Annotated in this window: 12 protein-coding genes; 4 read left to right on the top strand and 8 right to left on the bottom strand. The window is 62.6% G+C overall.

Translation table 11 applies throughout. From position 1 onward, the window contains the following. Positions 1 to 112 precede the first annotated feature (112 nt). Positions 113 to 628, top strand: coding sequence for a hypothetical protein (locus Q7S20_13220; GenBank protein MDO8502792.1), 516 nt, complete (start codon positions 113 to 115; stop codon positions 626 to 628). 146 nt (positions 629 to 774) lie between these two features. On the opposite strand, the gene Q7S20_13215 is transcribed toward Q7S20_13220, so the two are convergent. Continuing rightward, positions 775 to 2,328: a RagB/SusD family nutrient uptake outer membrane protein gene (locus Q7S20_13215; GenBank protein ID MDO8502791.1), complete on the bottom strand. Its 1,554-nt coding sequence runs from the start codon at positions 2,326 to 2,328 to the stop codon at positions 775 to 777. Between the two features lie 45 nt (positions 2,329 to 2,373). Further along, complete coding sequence (locus tag Q7S20_13210) at positions 2,374 to 5,535, bottom strand: SusC/RagA family TonB-linked outer membrane protein (protein MDO8502790.1); 3,162 nt, start codon at positions 5,533 to 5,535, stop codon at positions 2,374 to 2,376. 545 nt (positions 5,536 to 6,080) lie between these two features. On the opposite strand from Q7S20_13210, the gene Q7S20_13205 reads away from it, so the two are divergent. Continuing rightward, the gene (locus Q7S20_13205) at positions 6,081 to 6,734 is read left to right on the top strand and encodes a pre-peptidase C-terminal domain-containing protein (GenBank protein ID MDO8502789.1); all 654 of its coding nucleotides are present in this window, start codon (positions 6,081 to 6,083) and stop codon (positions 6,732 to 6,734) included. Positions 6,735 to 6,856: 122 nt separating this feature from the next. On the opposite strand, the gene Q7S20_13200 is transcribed toward Q7S20_13205, so the two are convergent. From Q7S20_13200 to Q7S20_13175, 6 genes are all read right to left on the bottom strand, one after another. After that, positions 6,857 to 7,228: a TonB-dependent receptor plug domain-containing protein gene (locus Q7S20_13200; GenBank protein MDO8502788.1), complete on the bottom strand. Its 372-nt coding sequence runs from the start codon at positions 7,226 to 7,228 to the stop codon at positions 6,857 to 6,859. A gap of 156 nt (positions 7,229 to 7,384) precedes the next feature. Next, the gene (locus tag Q7S20_13195; GenBank protein ID MDO8502787.1) at positions 7,385 to 8,803 is read right to left on the bottom strand and encodes a RagB/SusD family nutrient uptake outer membrane protein; all 1,419 of its coding nucleotides are present in this window, start codon (positions 8,801 to 8,803) and stop codon (positions 7,385 to 7,387) included. Between the two features lie 19 nt (positions 8,804 to 8,822). Next, positions 8,823 to 11,837: a SusC/RagA family TonB-linked outer membrane protein gene (locus Q7S20_13190; GenBank protein ID MDO8502786.1), complete on the bottom strand. Its 3,015-nt coding sequence runs from the start codon at positions 11,835 to 11,837 to the stop codon at positions 8,823 to 8,825. A 194-nt stretch (positions 11,838 to 12,031) separates the two neighbouring features. Next, on the bottom strand, positions 12,032 to 12,607 hold the full coding sequence (locus Q7S20_13185; protein MDO8502785.1) for a LemA family protein: 576 nt from the start codon (positions 12,605 to 12,607) through the stop codon (positions 12,032 to 12,034). A gap of 58 nt (positions 12,608 to 12,665) precedes the next feature. Further along, positions 12,666 to 13,376, bottom strand: a complete 711-nt coding sequence (locus Q7S20_13180) for a nucleotidyltransferase domain-containing protein (GenBank protein ID MDO8502784.1) — start codon at positions 13,374 to 13,376, stop codon at positions 12,666 to 12,668. 51 nt (positions 13,377 to 13,427) lie between these two features. Then, on the bottom strand, positions 13,428 to 14,258 hold the full coding sequence (locus tag Q7S20_13175) for a TPM domain-containing protein (protein ID MDO8502783.1): 831 nt from the start codon (positions 14,256 to 14,258) through the stop codon (positions 13,428 to 13,430). Between the two features lie 103 nt (positions 14,259 to 14,361). On the opposite strand from Q7S20_13175, the gene Q7S20_13170 reads away from it, so the two are divergent. Together Q7S20_13170 and Q7S20_13165 are read left to right on the top strand one after the other, a co-directional pair. Next, positions 14,362 to 15,069 (top strand): thioredoxin domain-containing protein, encoded by a 708-nt coding sequence (locus Q7S20_13170; protein ID MDO8502782.1) that lies wholly within the window; start codon positions 14,362 to 14,364, stop codon positions 15,067 to 15,069. A 21-nt stretch (positions 15,070 to 15,090) separates the two neighbouring features. Continuing rightward, positions 15,091 to 16,470 (top strand): glycosyltransferase N-terminal domain-containing protein, encoded by a 1,380-nt coding sequence (locus Q7S20_13165; protein MDO8502781.1) that lies wholly within the window; start codon positions 15,091 to 15,093, stop codon positions 16,468 to 16,470. Positions 16,471 to 16,597: the final 127 nt, after the last annotated feature.

Below are 16,597 nucleotides of genomic sequence, written 5' to 3'. Positions count from 1 at the left end.
GGCGCGAAAGCGTGGCGACGCCAGTTTGACAATCTGCTGTACGCGGGCTATCACACATGGAGTTGTTCACCCGCGTCCGCCGGGCGCAATCCACTGGAGGAAGGAAAGCCATATGAAGAACAGAGATCTGTTGGTGGCCGTGAGTGCCGGGGCGCTGGGACTGCTGGCGGGTTGCGCGCAGAACACGCCTGTGGCGGGCGCGCCGTCACGATCGCAGACGATTGCGATGTCCGAGTCAGCCCGCTGGACGGCGAACATTCAGTCGGTGATGCAGAGCCGGGGTGAAGTCGTTCAGACAACGCGTGACCGCAGCTACGGCTCCGCCATATGGACGCGCGGCGATCGGCCCTCGCTGACGAGCATCGCTCTGACGTTCAACTATACCGGCTCCGACAGGTATTTGAGCTGGGCGATTCTTTCGGGCAGCTGCGGCACGCCGGCGCTCCCGATCATTCCGATGTCGAACTTCCCCGAGCTCCAGATCGGCGGAGGCGGCCGCGCCCAGGTGAGCTCGTCGCTGCCCGTCGAGTTCCCGACGTCGGGCTCGTACCACATCGAGGTCTATCGTTCGCGTCAGCAGGGCATTGATGCGCTGATCGCCTGCGGCAACCTGAAGCTCGTCGGATGAGAACAGTTACGGGTAGCGGGTAGCGGGTAGCGGGTAGCGGGTAGCGGGTAACGGGTAACGGGTAACGGGCAACGGGCAACGGGCAACGGGCAAATAAAGAGGGCACGCCTTTTCGGCGTGCCCTCTTTATTTGCCTCTGTCCCTCGTTACATCTCCGGGAAGATCGGATTCGGAGTGTTACCGCCGTACGTATACACCGGCAGACCAAGCGTCTCCAGCTCCTTTGCGGGAACCGGGAGATGGCGTGGAGTGCCCTTCTGGAGGTTGGAACCGCCTCGGAAGCCCCACGTGTTTCCGATGGGGAGTCCGTTGTAGGTGAGGTTCGTGTCTATCCGACGACGATCGAACCACGCCTGCCCTCCGCCCGTTCCCCACAACTCGATGTCCCTCTCGTAAAAGATAGCCGCGAGAAGATCATTGTTGCTGCTTCCTCCTGAGAGGGCCGGAAGACCGCCACGACCCACACGGGTCTTGTTGATCAGCGTTGCCGCACGCGCCTTGTCGCCGTTCGTCCGTACAAGAGCTTCGGCGATCAGGAGATCGTTCTCGGCGGCGAGCACGAACGGAACGGTCGTGAGAGCGTAATCGTCAACCTCGTACGAGTGGTCGATGTAGCGCTTGTGGGACCACTGACTGAAGAAATACACCCCGCGTGCCGGGTCATACGGGACTGCAGACACGAAGCGGAAATCTGTGCCTCCACCGGCGGCCGCAGAGCCTACCCGCCGGTCCGGTGAATTGACCGCAGGCGGCGGGGTTGTGCTGGTCCAGACGACCGGCTGGGTCTGATCGGCCAGCTGGATTACTCGCTGATCCACGCGAATCCAGCTCTCGAGGTTGTTATAGAGCTTGAAGTGATCGTACCAGTTGTTGCCGCCGTCTCCCTTGATCTGGAGATCGAACGCGGCACCGGTGCTGATGCCCTTCTCGGCGTAGGAGAGAACCCTCGCCCAGTTGACTGCCGCGTTCTCGGCCGCCGTGCGGGGCGTGTAGGCGAGCACGCGCGCGGACATCGTGTTGGCCATCCGCCCCACCTTGTCTGCGGTGAGCGTCATCCCGGGCGTGAACTCACTCGGAAACGTCCAGGTCTTCCCCGCAGCCGAGGCAATCGCCTTGTCGAGACTGGCGACGGCCGCCGTAGCGACGGCTGTGTACGGCTGGAGCGCTCCCGTACCGGGCTCCGTGTCCTCGATAACGACGAAGCCCTTGTCGAAGACCTGTGCTTCGAAGCCGAGCGACATGCCCTGAACGAGCCAGGCGAACGCCTGCATCTGCGGCGTCTCGTCCGGCGCGCTCTTGGTGAGCGCCACCCTGATGCCGCGTTTGATTGCGGCGAGGCCGTCATTGGCAGCGCCAAGGGCACCGTAAATCCCGTCGTACGTGTAGCTGGCAACCCTTCCATCACCGGTTGCCGAGCTGTTCTGGTAGGCCACACGCGGCTCCTGGCCGTTGAAGCGGGCTCCGAAGTTACCGTAGGCCATGGTAAGGTTGTCGGCCATGACGCCAACCATAACGGAAGGATCCGGCTCCTGGTTCCCCTGATGAGTCAGATACCAGGTATTGAACGAACTTCCGATCAGCTGCCGGACGTCACCAGGTGTAGCGATCGCGCGCGCTACGTCGGGCGCGTTCGGGTTGGTGACGTTCAGGTCCGGATTGCAGGCGCCGGCGAGCGCGAGTATCCCCACGCTTCCAGTCAACGTCGCAATTCGATTGTTGAATTTCATGAGTATTGATTCCCTTTATTAGAAGCCGATTTCGATCTGGCCAGTGATCTGGCGGAAGCTCGGATAGCGGAAGCCATCAATGCGGAAGTTGAAGTCTGCGTTCGAGCTCGACTCAGGGTCGAAGCCGGTATAGTCGGTCCAGGTCTTCAGGTTGCGACCGATCAAGGCAACCTTGACCGAACGACCCTCACCCAGGAAGCGCATGGAGTTGAGTAGTGTCTGGCCGAAGTTGTAGCTGACGGAGAGCTCACGAAGCTTCACGTAGCTGCCATCCTCGACGAATAAGCTGTTGGGCTCGAGGTTGTTGTAGAATCCGACGCTATAGTACTCGAGCGCCTTCTTGTTCTCTGGCGCCTTCGCGGACTGGTCGATCGAACTGTGGCGGCGGTCCTGATACATCCACTGCTTCGTGAAGTTGTAGATGTTTCCGCCTTTTGTCCCGTCGAGCAGCCCGTACACCGTGAAGCCACCGAGGCGAAGGGTGTTGGCGAAGCCGAAGGAGTAGTCAGGGTTGACGTCTCCGATCTTGACGTTGTTGCTGCCGGTCGGATCGACATAGACGATCGCCCGTTCGGTGCGCTTGCCGCGGGTACCCTTGGCCACGACGTATCCATCGTCATTGACCTCGTACAGAGCGTTGAGGTCCTTGCCTGCGTTCAGGGGATTGTCGGCCAGCTCCGCGATCGACCGGGCCCAGCGCTGTCCATAGATGACGCCGAGCTGCTCCCCTGCCTTGTAGTAGAAGATGGCCTGGCCCTGCGAACCACTCCCGACACGGAACGCTGCGCGGTTCAGCTCGTCGATCTTCTGGCGCGAGCGTTCCCCCGTCAGTGTCATGTTCCAGCTGAGCTTCGGCCGCTCGATGACGCGAGTGTTGAGCGATATCTCTTGCGTCCGTCCACCGACGCGCGCGGCGTTCTGCCACTGAGCAGTGAATCCACCAGCTTGCGCGAGCGACAGCGGCACGAGCAGGAATGCGCCCTCGGTGTGTCTATCCGACTTCACGAACTCGAGGTCGAAGCGGTCGAGGAAGCTGGCGTTAATGCCGACCTCGTTCTCCGTCTGAAGCGCGGGCTTGAGGAGCTTGTTGCCAATCGTGTTCTTCGAAAGGGTTCCCGCGAACACGGAATACGTCTCATACTGGTAAGCAAAGCCTGGGCGGAGGCCTGCCGTGCCACGCGCCGCGCGAATCTTGAGCTCCTGGAAGCCGGGAATCCTGAAGTCCTGGGAGATTCTCCAGGCGCCGGACATTCCGTAGTAGTTCGCCCAGCGATTGTCCGAGCCAAAGAGAGACGAGCCATCGCGCCGGCCGACGAGTTGGAGGAGATATCGGTCGCCGTAGTTGAAGTTCTGAACGACGTTCCCATTGATCGTCCTGATGTTCTGAATGCTCGAACCGGCGTTCAGCTGCGCCGGATCGCCGGCCTGAAGATCAGGGACTGACGCGACAAGCAGCTTTGACGTGGTGGTGTTGAACGAATTGTTCCGCTCTTCCTCATATTGATAGGCGAGGCGGGTCGTGGAGTGAAGCTGACCGAGCGTGAAGTTTGTCAACGCGCTGGCTTGACTGTTCGAAGCCTGGTTGTTGTTGGTTTCCAGGCGCAGATAGCCGGCCGTTTCATTCTCCACGGTCGTGTTGGTCCCGACGAGGCCACGATCCATGAAGTTCGTCTCGCGGCGGTTAAGCCGATCCGTGCCGTAGCTTCCGTCGAACGTCAGCCACGAGACCGGGCGAAAACGGGCGGAGAAGGAGCCGATGATTCGCTCACGACGCTCGTTGTAGCTGCGCTGGGCCATGTCGAGAAGCGGGTTTCCGCGAGAGGTTCCACCGGCGGCTGCGAGCGGAAGCACCGGAGAATACTTGGTGCCGCACGCTTCCGCAGTCGGGTTGGCGAAGTTGCAAGAGGCGGTCGCGTTGGGATACGTAAGGTTGACGTCCGGCGGCGCCTGCAGCAACGAAAAGAACGTCGACCCCGAGCCTGCCAGTGATTCAGGCGTCTGGTCGCTGAAGGACAGACCGTATGTGATGGCAGCCGAGACATCGGCCTTTGTCCCCAGACCCTGGTCCAGATTCAGTCGAACATTCTGGCGCCGGAACCCCTCGAGTAGAGGGAGAATGCCACGATCGGTGTCGCGGCTGAACGAAGTGGAAAAATTCGTGTTCGCGCGGCGCATGGCGACCTGCGCGTAATTGCTCACGTTGCGGCCCGCCTGAAGGTTTTGCTTCAGCTGGTCGCGGTACGTTCCCGTGGGGAACGGATTGTCGATGTAACCGTCCGTCTCGATAATGCGGGTGCCCGTGCCGCTCAACAGGAAAGAGCCGTCGGAATTCAGGCGGAAGGGATGTGTCTGCAGCAGCGGGACATAATGCTCGACCGACGATGTGCCGAACTCGTTGCGCGTCAGGAAAGTAACCGAGCCCTCGGGCGAGTTCCTGCCACGCTTGGTGGTCACCGCGATCACGCCGCTGGCGGCCGACGAGCCGTAGCTGTTGGCCGAGGCGGCACCCTTCAGCACCTCGATCGATTCAATGTCGTTTCCATTGATGTCAGCCAGCCCGTTCTGCGAGATCACGCCGTCGATGATGACGACAGGGCTCTGCTCGCCAACGCCAAGGCTGGTCGAAGTGCGCACGCGAATTGCCGGGCTCGACCCTGGCTGTCCCTGGGTGAACGACACCCGGACACCGGCCACCTTTCCGGCGAGCGCGCTCGCCGGCGAAATCGCCGGCACTTCCTTGAGCTGAGCCTCGCCGACCTTGCCGACCGAGATCGTCAGGTTCCTGCTGGAGGTCGCCTGGGCCACGCCCGTGACGATAATGTCGTCGATGCGGGTCGCGTCCTGCGAGAGCTGGAAGTTCTGCGTCTGCGTGCCACTGGTGATCGTGACGTCGCGGGTCACTGGCTTGAAGCCGATGCGGCGGGCGATCACTACGGCGCTGCGTCCGACCGAATTGGACGACAGTGTGATGGTATAGGTGCCATCGACCCTGGTATTCGCGCCGACACCCAAGCCCAGGCTCGGAATGACGACGTTTGCGCCGGGAACACCGTTCCCGCTCGCGTCGGTAACGCGGCCGCTGATCACTGCCTGGGCCTGGGCGCTCGATGCAGTCGCGAACGACGCAACGAGGACCAGTGCGGCAGAGAACAGCCGTCCGACTCGTCTGATGCTGATCATGCTTACCTCAAGTTCGGAAATTGTGGTTCGGCTCAATCCGTATTCGTACAGAAAGGCCGAGGCAAACCATTTCGTGCAGTGTGGCTGACTCACCTTGGAGGCTGAAACCCGAGGCGGATCCTGGCGTAGTCACAGGAAGGCGGGGGGCGTTCAGGATGCGGGTGCCGAACTTCTCAAGGACTTATATCTGCCATCGCATCCCTCCTCCGGGGTTGGAAATCCCGCGCATCGCCATCTGCGATCGCGGCTGAGCTCAAGCGAACTGGAAACACAGCAGTCGCACTTCGCTGAGCGCGAAGGGCGCCTTTCCTGACACATGGATGCGAAACAAGGCCTCGGTCGCAAACGCGGCCTGCCAAGGCATTGTCCGGAAAATGTAGGGAGGGCAACAGGGAGTTGCAAGGCCGATGTGACGAGCGATGCGACGAGCACGATGTGACGAGCAGGTTGCCGTCATCTTGCCTCGGAAGTATCTTGGCCCTACTCTTGGAATTCGTCGGCTTCTGCGCCCCCGCCAAACACCTCCAGCAACGGAACCAGCCATCATGATCAAACACTACAAAGGAATTCTCGCGCTCGCGATGCTCCCCCTGCTCTACGTTGGCTGCACCGACGACTACAATTTCAACGAACCGGTGAGGAGTTTCGAAGTCTCTCCGGTCTATACGAGCATCGACGAAGGCACCACGCTTCAGCTGGTTGCCAGGTCCGGAGGAGCTCCTGCCTCCGTCACCTGGAAGAGCGACAATGAGTTGGTTCTACGCGTCTCGAATACGGGACTTGTGACTGCCGTCGCTCCCGGTGTCACCGCCGTCATTGCCACATTAACGTCCGACCCGACCCAGACGCAGTCCGCCAGCATCACCATCAACAAACTTTCGGGAACCTCGATCGCCAAGGGGGCTGCGGTTGCGGTGAGCGGAGCCACTGGCACGTCGGCGCTATTCCGCATTTTCGTCCCGGCAGGCACGACGAATCTCCTCGTCACCATCCGTGGCGGGACCGGCGACGTTGATCTCTACGTGCGCCGTGCTGTTCCGCCGACGAACTCCGGTAGCGCTGATGACTGCCATTCGTGGAACGGTGGCAATAACGAGACCTGCAGCATCGCCAACCCCCAGTCGGGAACATGGTACATGCTTCTCGACGCCTATGCCACATACACCGGCGCGACTCTCACGGCGACCTACACGCCGTAACTCGGAACGAGTGAGAAGACGGCCCCCGCTGTTTCCAGCGGGGGCCGTTCTTTTTTTTACCCCTTGACCCTCTCCGATGCGGGGGACGCCGGCAGAATTGGCTCAGCCAATGACCTTACGCCCTACTGCTTCGTCGTGACCGCAATCACGCCACCCATGTTCCCCGTTCCGTACTTCGTCGTGGCCTCCCACGACCTGTACATCCGGATGCGGGTGATCTGCGATGCTGGAATAGTTCGAAGCGAGCTGATGGGACCGTACGCCTGATCGTCCACGTAAACAGTCGGATCGGCGTTCGACGTCCCGAGGAGGCTCGTCTTGCCGCGAAAGCTCAGGAAATTTGGCCGCAGCTTTCGGATCACCTCGTAGGCGTTCGACGCGGTCGTGGCCGCAATCTCCTCCTCGGTGATCTCGCCGGAGTTGGATGGGCTCGGGCCGACAGTCTGCGGGTGGGCGCAGGCGATGGACCAGACGGAGACGACCACGCCAGCCATACGACGTACGCACAGCATGAGCCCCTCCTCCGAGGCGAGGATCGAATTCAATCTGCGGGCGGTGCGGCACCCCCCGAACTGATCCGCTACCCGTTACCCGCTACCCGCTACCCGTTGCTGTGAGCTTCGGGTAGCGGGTAGCGGGTAGCGGTCTTCTTACGTCGCCTTGCAGGCGAAGTCGTTGTTCCGCGCATCCTGCTCGGCACGCGGAATCGGGAACGCTGCGTTGTACGGATCCGTCGCCGTCTCCTTCTTCAGATACGTGCCGTTGAGACGGCCGTACCCGCGGAGATCCACGAGACGCTGCGGACCTTCGAAGAGCAGCGAGTAGCGCTTCTCGTACAGAGCCGCGCTGCGGGCCACTTCCTTCGACGTGAACACTGCGTACGGAGCGAGCCCGTACGACGTGCGGACCGAGTTCAGGTCGGCCGTCGCGGCGGCGAAGTTGCCCGCCTCGATGTACGCCTGGGCGCGGAGAAGAACCAACTCTTCGTCACGCAGGATGCCGATCGGCAGAGTCTGGTTGGTGCTGCTCGGAACCGATCCGACGTACGTGATCGACGTCGAGATACCGAAGCCCGACAGCGTCGCGCTGCGATTGACGATCTTCGAAGCACGCGTGTCCCCGGCCTGGATGCTGTCCTTCACCGCCGGGTTCAAGCCGATCTTGTCGTCGGAACGGTTGTTGGCCGTCGCCTCCGAGCCACCCGGAACGAAGTTGTAGTACGCACCGACGGAGAACTGCGACGCCGGGACCGCGCCAGCAGCGGCGCCGCCCAGAGCCTGCGTCAGCTCGGTGATAGACTGCGTGAACAACGCCGGCTGCGGGCTGGTCCTGTCCAGTCCGCGGTAGAAATCAACCTTGCCCTTCAGAGCGCGGTTGAAGATGATGACGTTGCTGACGACCCGGTAGTTCCGGCCGAATCCGGTGAAGCCGGTCGGCAGAACGAATGGAAGGTTCGTCGCTGCGCCCGCCGCATTGAGGTCCACCAGGGCGCTGTCCAGCAGCGCCGCAATGTACGCCAGCGCGGGAGTCTTGCATCGAATCGTAGTGACCTCGTCCGGGTTGTCACTCTGAATGGCGATGCCGACGGTGTCGCGAAGCTCGGCGAGGCGATAGTAATCCATCGCCTTGATCGTCTTGATAAAGCCCGCAGTCGCGCTCTTCTCGGCCGCGCTCACCTCGGCGGCGGACGCCGAGGGAAGAGCGATCAGCAGGTTCGACGCCGCGCGAGTCGCGGTGTAGAACTGCGTCCATCCGCCGCCGCCGGCGAAACTGCCCGGATCGGGCTGGCCGGCGAGCGTCTCGCCGACGTAGCGCGGCTCCGACGCGTCAATGCGGTACACGTCGCGCGCGAAGATCGCCGACAGGACGTAATGCGTGAACGTTCCAACTACTGCTGCGCGATCCTGAGCGAGAACGCCGGTCGCGACCTGCTGGAGCGAGCCGCGCGTGAGCGCGCCACTCAGAGCTTCGACCGTCGGCGCATCCTCCGGATTCACGATCGAGCTGTCTTTGCACCCGGCGACGGCGACAGCCGCCAGCCCGAGCGCAATCATTGTGTATTTCCTCATATGTGAGATCACTCGATGACTAGAAGGTGGCGTTGATTGAGAAGAAGAAGCTTCTGCTTGGCGGATACGGCGTCACGTCCTGAATGCGTCCAAGGGCGACGTTCGAGAAGTTCGACACTTCCGGATCGAGGCCCGTGTAGTTGGTCCACGTGATCAGGTTGCGACCGCTCAACTCGATTCTCGCCGCCTCAGCGCGCCCGTTGAACAGGCGGCTCGCGAGGGCAGCCGGGAGCTGGTACGCCAGCGTCAGCTCGCGAAGCTTCACAAAGCCGGCATCCTCCACATATACTGCCTTGCCGCCGCGGAATGCCGTCACGCGGTTGTTACCGACTGCCGTGTCGCCGAGAAGGCCAGAGTCGAAATAGTTGTTCGTGAGGTTGATCACGTCACCACCCTTGCGCCAGTCGAAGAGCGAGCCGAGGCGGATGGGGCCGAAGGTGAAGTCGTTGCTGAAGCCCATGGTGAAATCGGGCATCGCATCACCCACGAAGTGCAGAATGCGGCTGGCTGACGGGCAGCTTCCGCCGAACGGCGCCGTGGCGCTGCGCGGCGCGACGGCCACTGCGCACTCGTTCACCGCCTGAATGACGGTCGGCGACTCACCCTTCTGGATGAAGACGTTTCCGAAGCGGCTTCCGAACGATCCGACGCCAGGATTGAATGCCGGCACCGGGAGCTCCGTCACCTTGCCCTTGAAGCGCGAGAAGGTGGTGTTCGAGACCCACTCGAGCCGGTCGGTCTGGATCGGCGTGATGCCGAGTTCGACCTCGGTTCCGTTGTTGACGATCTTCCCACCGTTGATGTACTGGCTCGTGAAGCCGGTGGACGGCGCCGTGTTGGCCTGCAGGAGCAGGTCGGTGACCGTTTTCCGCCACTGTGAGAACGACAGGCGGCTACGTCCGTTGAACGCCTGGAGATCGAAGCCGCCTTCGAGCTCGGTCGCGGTTTCCGGCTTGATTCCGGAGAAACCCTTGACCGTCGAGGCGCGCAGACCGGAGCGTCCTTCGTTGAACAGCGTCGTGAGGAACGTGAACTTGCCTGCCGTCGGCTGGGTACCAGCCCTGCCCCAGGCCAGACGGAGCTTCATCTCGTTGACTTTGGGAAGCATCTCGGGCAGGCGCAGCGAGGCGGCGAACTTCGGATACGCGTTCATCTTGCTCGCGTCGCCATTGTTGCTCGACCGCTCGCTATTGATCCCTGCGGTCAGGAGCAGGCGCTCGTTCAGCGCGAGCAGCTCTTCCTGCGCGAACAGCGCGAACACCTTGTCGGTGCTCTGAGCCTGGTTGATGAAAGTCTGAACAGCGAGGCCGACGTTGGTCACGCCGGGGAACACGCCGCGGCCGATGTTGTTGACCTGATTGATTTCGCGGCGCGTCTGACGGAATCCGCCGGATGTCGTCGCGCTGAAGGCGTTCGTGATCAGCCGGTGAGCCAGGGTCCCGTTGAGGTTCGCGTGCACGACGTTGGCATTCGTCAGAACCAGCGTGCCGGGGTTCGCGTTCACCTGCTCGACATACGCCGTCGCAGGCGAGATGACCTTCGCCTCGTCATTGTAAGCGTCCACACCGCCCGTCATCGTCAGGTCAAGCGTCTGCCGCTCGGCCGCGAGGATGTTGTAGCTGCCGGTGGCGCTTCCGATGAGACGGAAGACGTTTTCCGGAGTCTTGACAAGGTCGGCGTTCTGGAACGGATTGCTGTTCCCGACCGCGCGCTGCGGATTCTTCGGGAACGTGCCGTCCGGCTGACGCTGAAGATCAATGAAGCTCGGCGTCTGCGAGAACGTCGTGTACGGGTTGATACCGGTGTTGTCGTTACCGCTGACACCGCGCTGGGTGAGCGAGTGCAGGATTTCGGTATTGGCCTGCAGGCTGAGCCGCGTTCCGAGCTGGTGGCCGACGTTCACGCGAAGCGACTGCTTCTGATAGAAGTCGTTCGGAGCGAGTCCGTTGTCGTGCTGAGCGAGGCCGGAGATGAAGAAGTTGGTTCCGCTGCTCGTGGCGCCACGCAGCGAAGCGACAGTCTGGTAGGCGAGCTTGTTGTTGCCGTAGAACTCCTCTTCGTAGTCGTGGCACTTGTTCGTCGCCGCATTGAAGAGGGTCGCATCCTTTCCGCCGCCGATCCAGCCGCCGTCCGCGGCTTCATCAGCCGACTTGAAGCAGAGGAACGGTCCGAGCTTGTTCGCCAGCGTGTAGGTGCCGAATCGCTGAGTCATGTCGAGCGTCGTCTTGCCGGCGCGGCCCTTCTTGGTGCTGATGATGATTACGCCGTTGGCTCCAACCGATCCGTAGATCGAGCTCGCCGAGGGTCCCTTCAGGACCTGGATGCTCTCGATGTCGTTCGGGTTGAGGTCGGCGATGCGGTTGACCATCTGGTCCTGGCTCGACGCGAAGTTCGCGACGCCGCCGGAGCGCGAGGCCTGTGTGATGACGTTCAGGCCGTTGGAGATCGCCGAGTTGTTGACGATGACTCCGTCCACGACGTAGATGGGGCTGAACGCACCGTTGATCGTGTTGACGCCGCGGAGCTGGATCTGCGTTCCACCGCCCGGCGCGCCGGAGTTCGTGGAGACGATCGCGCCGGGGATCTTGCCCTGCAGCGCGTTGTCGAGCGTCTGTGCCGGAACGCGGTTGATCTGGTCGGTGGACAGAACGGTGACGGCGTTCGGCGCGTTGACCGATGCAACCGTCGTCGCTGTTCCCGTGATGACCTGCTTGTCGAGCTCGAGGACGTCTCTCGGCAGGCTGATCGCCACTTCGGTGAGCCCGGACGCCACCGCGATATTCTTCGGAGCGTAGCCGATTCTGCGCACGCGCAGAGTGACAGGACCTTCAGGTGCAGTGACCGAGAACCTGCCGTCAGCGTCGGTGACGGCGCCAAACGTGGTGCCGACAACGTTTACAGTCGCCGAAGGGATAGGATCGGTGCTGCCTAATGCGGTGACGCGGCCGTTGATGCGCCGCGTTTGCGCCCATGCGCTCGTGCTGAACAGCCCGAGCAGCAGGAGCGACATTAAGAACGTACGAGTTGTTCTCACGCCTCTCTCCATAGGTTGGAGTCACAAAGGACCCGGTCCGAATCGTCCGGGAAGGACGACAGACCAGCTCGACCGGACAAAAGAATTTTGCCCGGTCGAATAGTGCGCCTTAGATAGGCGAGCACTCTCCCGGTGTCAAGAGAGCGTCAGATGTGTGTGAGCGTTTCGTAAGGACGCTCGGCCGGGCTCTCCAGTTACTTCGCGGGTGCTGCCGGTTTCGAAAAATCGACGGCGGGAGCGGAATCGGAGACAGGCGGCGCATCGTAGTATGGGCGCGACTTTGCTCCGGTTACCTTCGCCGTCAGCACCTGCGGAAACCCGCGAATGTACGTGTTGTAATCACGCACCGCCGCGTTGTAGTCGCTGCGCGACACGGCGATCCTGTTCTCGGTCCCCGAGAGCTCGTCCTGGAGACGCAGGAACGTCTGGTCGGCCTTGAGCTGAGGATACGCTTCGGCAATCGCCAGAAGCCGTCCCAGCGCTCCGGTGAGTTGCGCATCGGCGGCAACCTGTTGAGCCGGATCACCACTCCGGACGGCGCCGCTCAGGGCGGCGCGTGCATTGGCGACCTGCGTGAACACTCCCTCCTCGTGCGCCGCATATCCCTTCACGGTATTCACGAGATTCGGCACGAGATCGGCGCGGCGCTGGAGCTGCACCTCGATCTGCTGCTTGGCGGACGATGCGGTCTCGTCGAGCGTTTGAATCCTGTTGTATCCACACCCTGAGAGCGCAAGCGGTGCGAGAATGGCTAGATAGCGGCGTTTCATATGTCTTGTGCCTCGTTAAGTGAGTCGAAATAACCTACGCTAATGCCGTCGGAAAAGTTTATGCCGTGAACCGGTCGAGATACGCCACCAGCGCCTCCATGCCGGCCATGTACCCCGCGAGCACCATGCCGGCATCCGCGCGCTTCAGTTTCATGGTTCCGCGCACGTGCTCGACGGCGCGTTCGACCGGCGTTGCGTCGAACCCCGCCTTCCGCGCGACATCGGCACTGAGCTCCGAATAATCCTGCGACGGCACTTCCCCGTGCAGGCGCACGACGCCGCGAAAAACCACCATGATCGCGCTCAGGCTCGCCTCGATGAGCCTCATCTGCTCGCCGGAGTCATCGCCCGCTGCCATCGCGCCGCGCCTCAGATGCAGCAGCTTGCCCAGCGCCTGCTGCTCGACCTGGAGTCTCAGGTTGGCTCTGGACACGGTGATGCCCTGGGTCGCATCCTCGCCGTAGAGCACGCTGTGCCGCTCCAGTATGTCCGCGTACTCCATCGGAAACACGTCGGATGACGACTTCCACTCGGCGCTCGTGAAGGTCATCGGAGGAGGATTGCCGCCGTCCGCCCACGCGCGCAGCACCGCTCCCACCGCGGCGAGCCGGTCGAGCGGAACAGCGTCGAGTATCACGAGCACGTTGTAATCCGACTTCTTCGCGATGTGCTCCCCGGCGACTGCCGAGCCATAGAGAATCACGGACTGCAGCGTGCTGCCGTACGCGTTGCGAAGCTGCGATACAAGCTCATTCAGTGTCATTGCCATAGTTGGTCCATTTTCGATTTCTGCGTCTCTGCAATCTGTGCGTCTCGTTTTTTACCAGTTGGATCCCCCGCCGCCACCGGAGAATCCGCCCCCGCCGCCGAATCCGCCGAAGCCCCCGCCACCACCACCGAATCCGCCGCCGCCCCAGCCACCGCCACCGGATCTCCGTCCTCCGCTGCTGCCCATCAGGAGAAGGAGCGGCAGGCCATCTCCGCATCCGCTCCGGCCTCCTCGCCCTCCGCGCCGGCTGGCGCTACTGAGAATGCTCAGCACGACGAAGAAGATGATGAGGATGACAATCGGCGGAATTCCGCCACCCGACGACCCTGGCTCCCGCCGCACCGGTGCGGGGGGAACGAGCGAGGTATCGAGAGAGAAATTGAACTCCGACGCGAAGCGCTCGGCTGTGAGCAGCGTCACCCGCTCGAGACCCGAGGAATAATCGCGGTTGATGAAGTCCGGGGTCGCCGTGCGGCAGATGTCGCCGGCGGTGGCGTCGGTGATGAATCCCTCCGTCCCCTGCCCCGTGAGGACGAAACAGCGGCCGCGATTGTCGGAGCTTGTTTCCTTCGGGACCAGGAGGATGACGGCGCCGGCGTTCCGCGTGGGATCACCGGGCGTGCCGACTTTTCCGACCTTCCACTCCCGACCGATGCGCAGCGCCACATCGGCGACGTCGCGCCCACCGAGATCAGGAAGGGTAACGATCGCTATCTCGCCACGCGATTTCGCTCGCACGTCCTCGGCGATTCGCGTCATCCGCTCGATGGCTCCGGAGTCGAGCACGTGGGCGAAATCGTTGACGAGTCCGGTAGGTGAAGGGATCACCGGCTCCTGCGCCGCAGCGGGCAGAGGCAGCACCAGAGTTGCGGCCAGCGCCACTGCCTGAATGTTTCGCGCCGCGGCGCGCACGTGCAGAACAGCTATACCGTGAATCGTTCCTCCACCCTTGATTTCAACCCTTCGGCCGCCACCTATTTAGCGGATGCCGATACACCGAGTCAACTTTGGTGCCGCGCTTGTTGCGATCCTGTTGTTGCTGGCTTGCAGCCCCGCCAATTCAAACCCGCGGCCAACCGACGCTGCCGCTTCGGCGGCAGCGCCGACGAAGACGACCGCACCCGCCACCGACCTCGTCGTTGCCGCCGCTGATCACGGACGTGTGGACGGCGACAGCACCGCCAGAACGTGGGTCATCATCGCCAGCGACTTCCAGTGCCCGTACTGCAAGCAGTGGCACGACGAATCATACAAGACATTCATCAACGAATACGTACGCAGCGGAAAGGTAAAGGTTGCGTACATCAACTTTCCGCTCGGCCAGCACCAGCACGCGGTGATCACGGCCGAGGCGGCGATGTGCGCGAGCGCACAGAACAAATTCTGGCAGTACCACGACGCACTGTTCAATTCGCAGAAGCAGTGGACTCCGATGCCCGATCCCCGTCCGGTGCTCGACTCCATCGCGCGGACCGTGGGAGTGGACGTAGCGGAGTGGAGCAAGTGCGTGGATTCGAAGCGAATGCTGCCGCTGATCATGGCGGACCACGACCGCGCCGAGTCGGCAGGGGTGCAATCCACTCCGAGCTTCATAGTCGGCGATTCGATTCTCGCGGGCGCGCTGCCGTTCGCCGACATGCGGCCGGTGCTCGACGCCGCGATAGCGAAGAGCGGAAGCGCTCCGACGCATTGACGAGCTAGCGGCGCGCGCGCCATGCACTCGTTGATTCGCATTCCGTATGGTGCGGCCGGTGCGATGAGCCGCCTTGCCGTCGCCATGGCGCCGGCGGGAGATTCAAAATTCTTCAGAGCGATGACGGCGCGGCGAGGCCTGCTCGGTCGCTACGTTGCGTGGTCATCTTCGAGCCGCGATCCGGCGCGCCCGCTTCTCTGGGTGCACGCCCCGTCGGTGGGCGAAGGACTGCAGGCCCTGCCGGTGCTCGAGCGTTTCCGTGCGCAGCGTCCTGACGCGCAGGTCGCTTACACATTTTTCTCTCCGAGCGCGGAGCGGTTCGCGCAGGGCGTGGGCGCCGATTTTCACGATTACCTCCCGTTCGACGCAGCGGGCGACACGGCGCTCGCGCTCGACTCGCTGAGGCCGACGGCGATCGTGTTCAGCAAGCTCGACGTGTGGCCGCTGCTCGTGGAGCAGGCGGCTGCGCGCGGCGTAAAGGTGGGCCTGCTGAGCGCGACCGTTCCCGAATCGTCGAGGCGGCGTTCGGGGCTGGCGCTGCTCGCGTTGCGCGATGCGTACGCCTCGCTCGACGTCGTCGGCGCAATTTCTCCGTCGGACGCGGAGCGTCTGCTCGGCATGGGAGTTCGAGGCGACCGCATGACGGTCACCGGCGACACGCGCTACGACCAAGTGTGGGCGAAGGCGAATGCGCCGAGCGAATCCCGTGATGCGCTGCTCCAGCGATACGACGATCCGCGGCCGACGCTTGTGGCGGGGTCCACATGGCCCTCGGATGAGCAGCGGCTTCTTCCCGCGTGGATCCAGGCGCGGCGGCAACTTCCACAGACGCGATTGATCATCGCGCCGCACGAGCTTTCCGAGGCGCATCTCGCGGCAATTGTGAAGTGGGCCCGCGAGAGCTCGCTGTCGCTTTCACGCACCAGCGAGACAATGTCGAAGCCAACCGACGTGGTGCTCGTGGATCAGTACGGAATTCTCGCCGACATGTACGCGCTGGGCCATGCGGCATACGTGGGCGGCGGATTCCACGACGCGGGGTTGCACTCGATGCTCGAGCCGGCCGCTTACGGCGCGCCCGTGCTGATCGGGCCGATGCACGCGGACAACCGCGACGCGCGACTGCTCACGGGAGGCGGCGGCGCGGTGAGATGCCCGGGCTCTGGTGACATCACGGCGCGCATTCTTGCCTGGTTCAGAAATCCGCAGGTTCTGCGCAAGGCAGGCGCGTCGGCGAGGCGCGTTGTCGAGGCGGGGATTGGAGCTGCTGACAGGTCCACCGAGTTGGTGCTGTCGCTGTTCCAGAGACGCAGTCCTGGAAACTTCGGAACCGAGAACGACACAGATCCGAGATGTGAGAGGCATAGTCAGCGGCCGCGAGGTACTGCCAATAAGCGGTGAGAGAAGTACCTTGCAACGCGTCTTGCTCCACTCGCCGCCTGCAACTGTGCCTCTCACATCTCGGATCTGTGTCGTTCTCGGTTGCACTTCCGTTCCGGACTTCCTGCGAGCGGGCAGCGGGTAGCGG

This window comes from Gemmatimonadaceae bacterium (assembly GCA_030647905.1).
Lineage (GTDB): Bacteria > Gemmatimonadota > Gemmatimonadetes > Gemmatimonadales > Gemmatimonadaceae > UBA4720.
Note: the sequence above shows the minus strand (reverse complement) of the source record. Positions and strands in the feature narration are given on the sequence as shown.

Bases quoted from the DNA above. Each gene is read 5' to 3' on its own strand.
- Q7S20_13220 (MDO8502792.1), top strand. From the start codon at position 113: ATGAAGAACAGAGATCTGTTGGTGGCCGTGAGTGCCGGGGCGCTGGGA.
- Q7S20_13210 (MDO8502790.1), bottom strand. From the start codon at position 5,535: ATGATCAGCATCAGACGAGTCGGACGGCTGTTCTCTGCCGCACTGGTC.
- Q7S20_13205 (MDO8502789.1), top strand. From the start codon at position 6,081: ATGATCAAACACTACAAAGGAATTCTCGCGCTCGCGATGCTCCCCCTG.
- Q7S20_13200 (MDO8502788.1), bottom strand. From the start codon at position 7,228: ATGGCTGGCGTGGTCGTCTCCGTCTGGTCCATCGCCTGCGCCCACCCG.
- Q7S20_13195 (MDO8502787.1), bottom strand. From the start codon at position 8,803: ATGAGGAAATACACAATGATTGCGCTCGGGCTGGCGGCTGTCGCCGTC.
- Q7S20_13185 (MDO8502785.1), bottom strand. From the start codon at position 12,607: ATGAAACGCCGCTATCTAGCCATTCTCGCACCGCTTGCGCTCTCAGGG.
- Q7S20_13180 (MDO8502784.1), bottom strand. From the start codon at position 13,376: ATGGCAATGACACTGAATGAGCTTGTATCGCAGCTTCGCAACGCGTAC.
- Q7S20_13170 (MDO8502782.1), top strand. From the start codon at position 14,362: ATGCCGATACACCGAGTCAACTTTGGTGCCGCGCTTGTTGCGATCCTG.
- Q7S20_13165 (MDO8502781.1), top strand. From the start codon at position 15,091: ATGCACTCGTTGATTCGCATTCCGTATGGTGCGGCCGGTGCGATGAGC.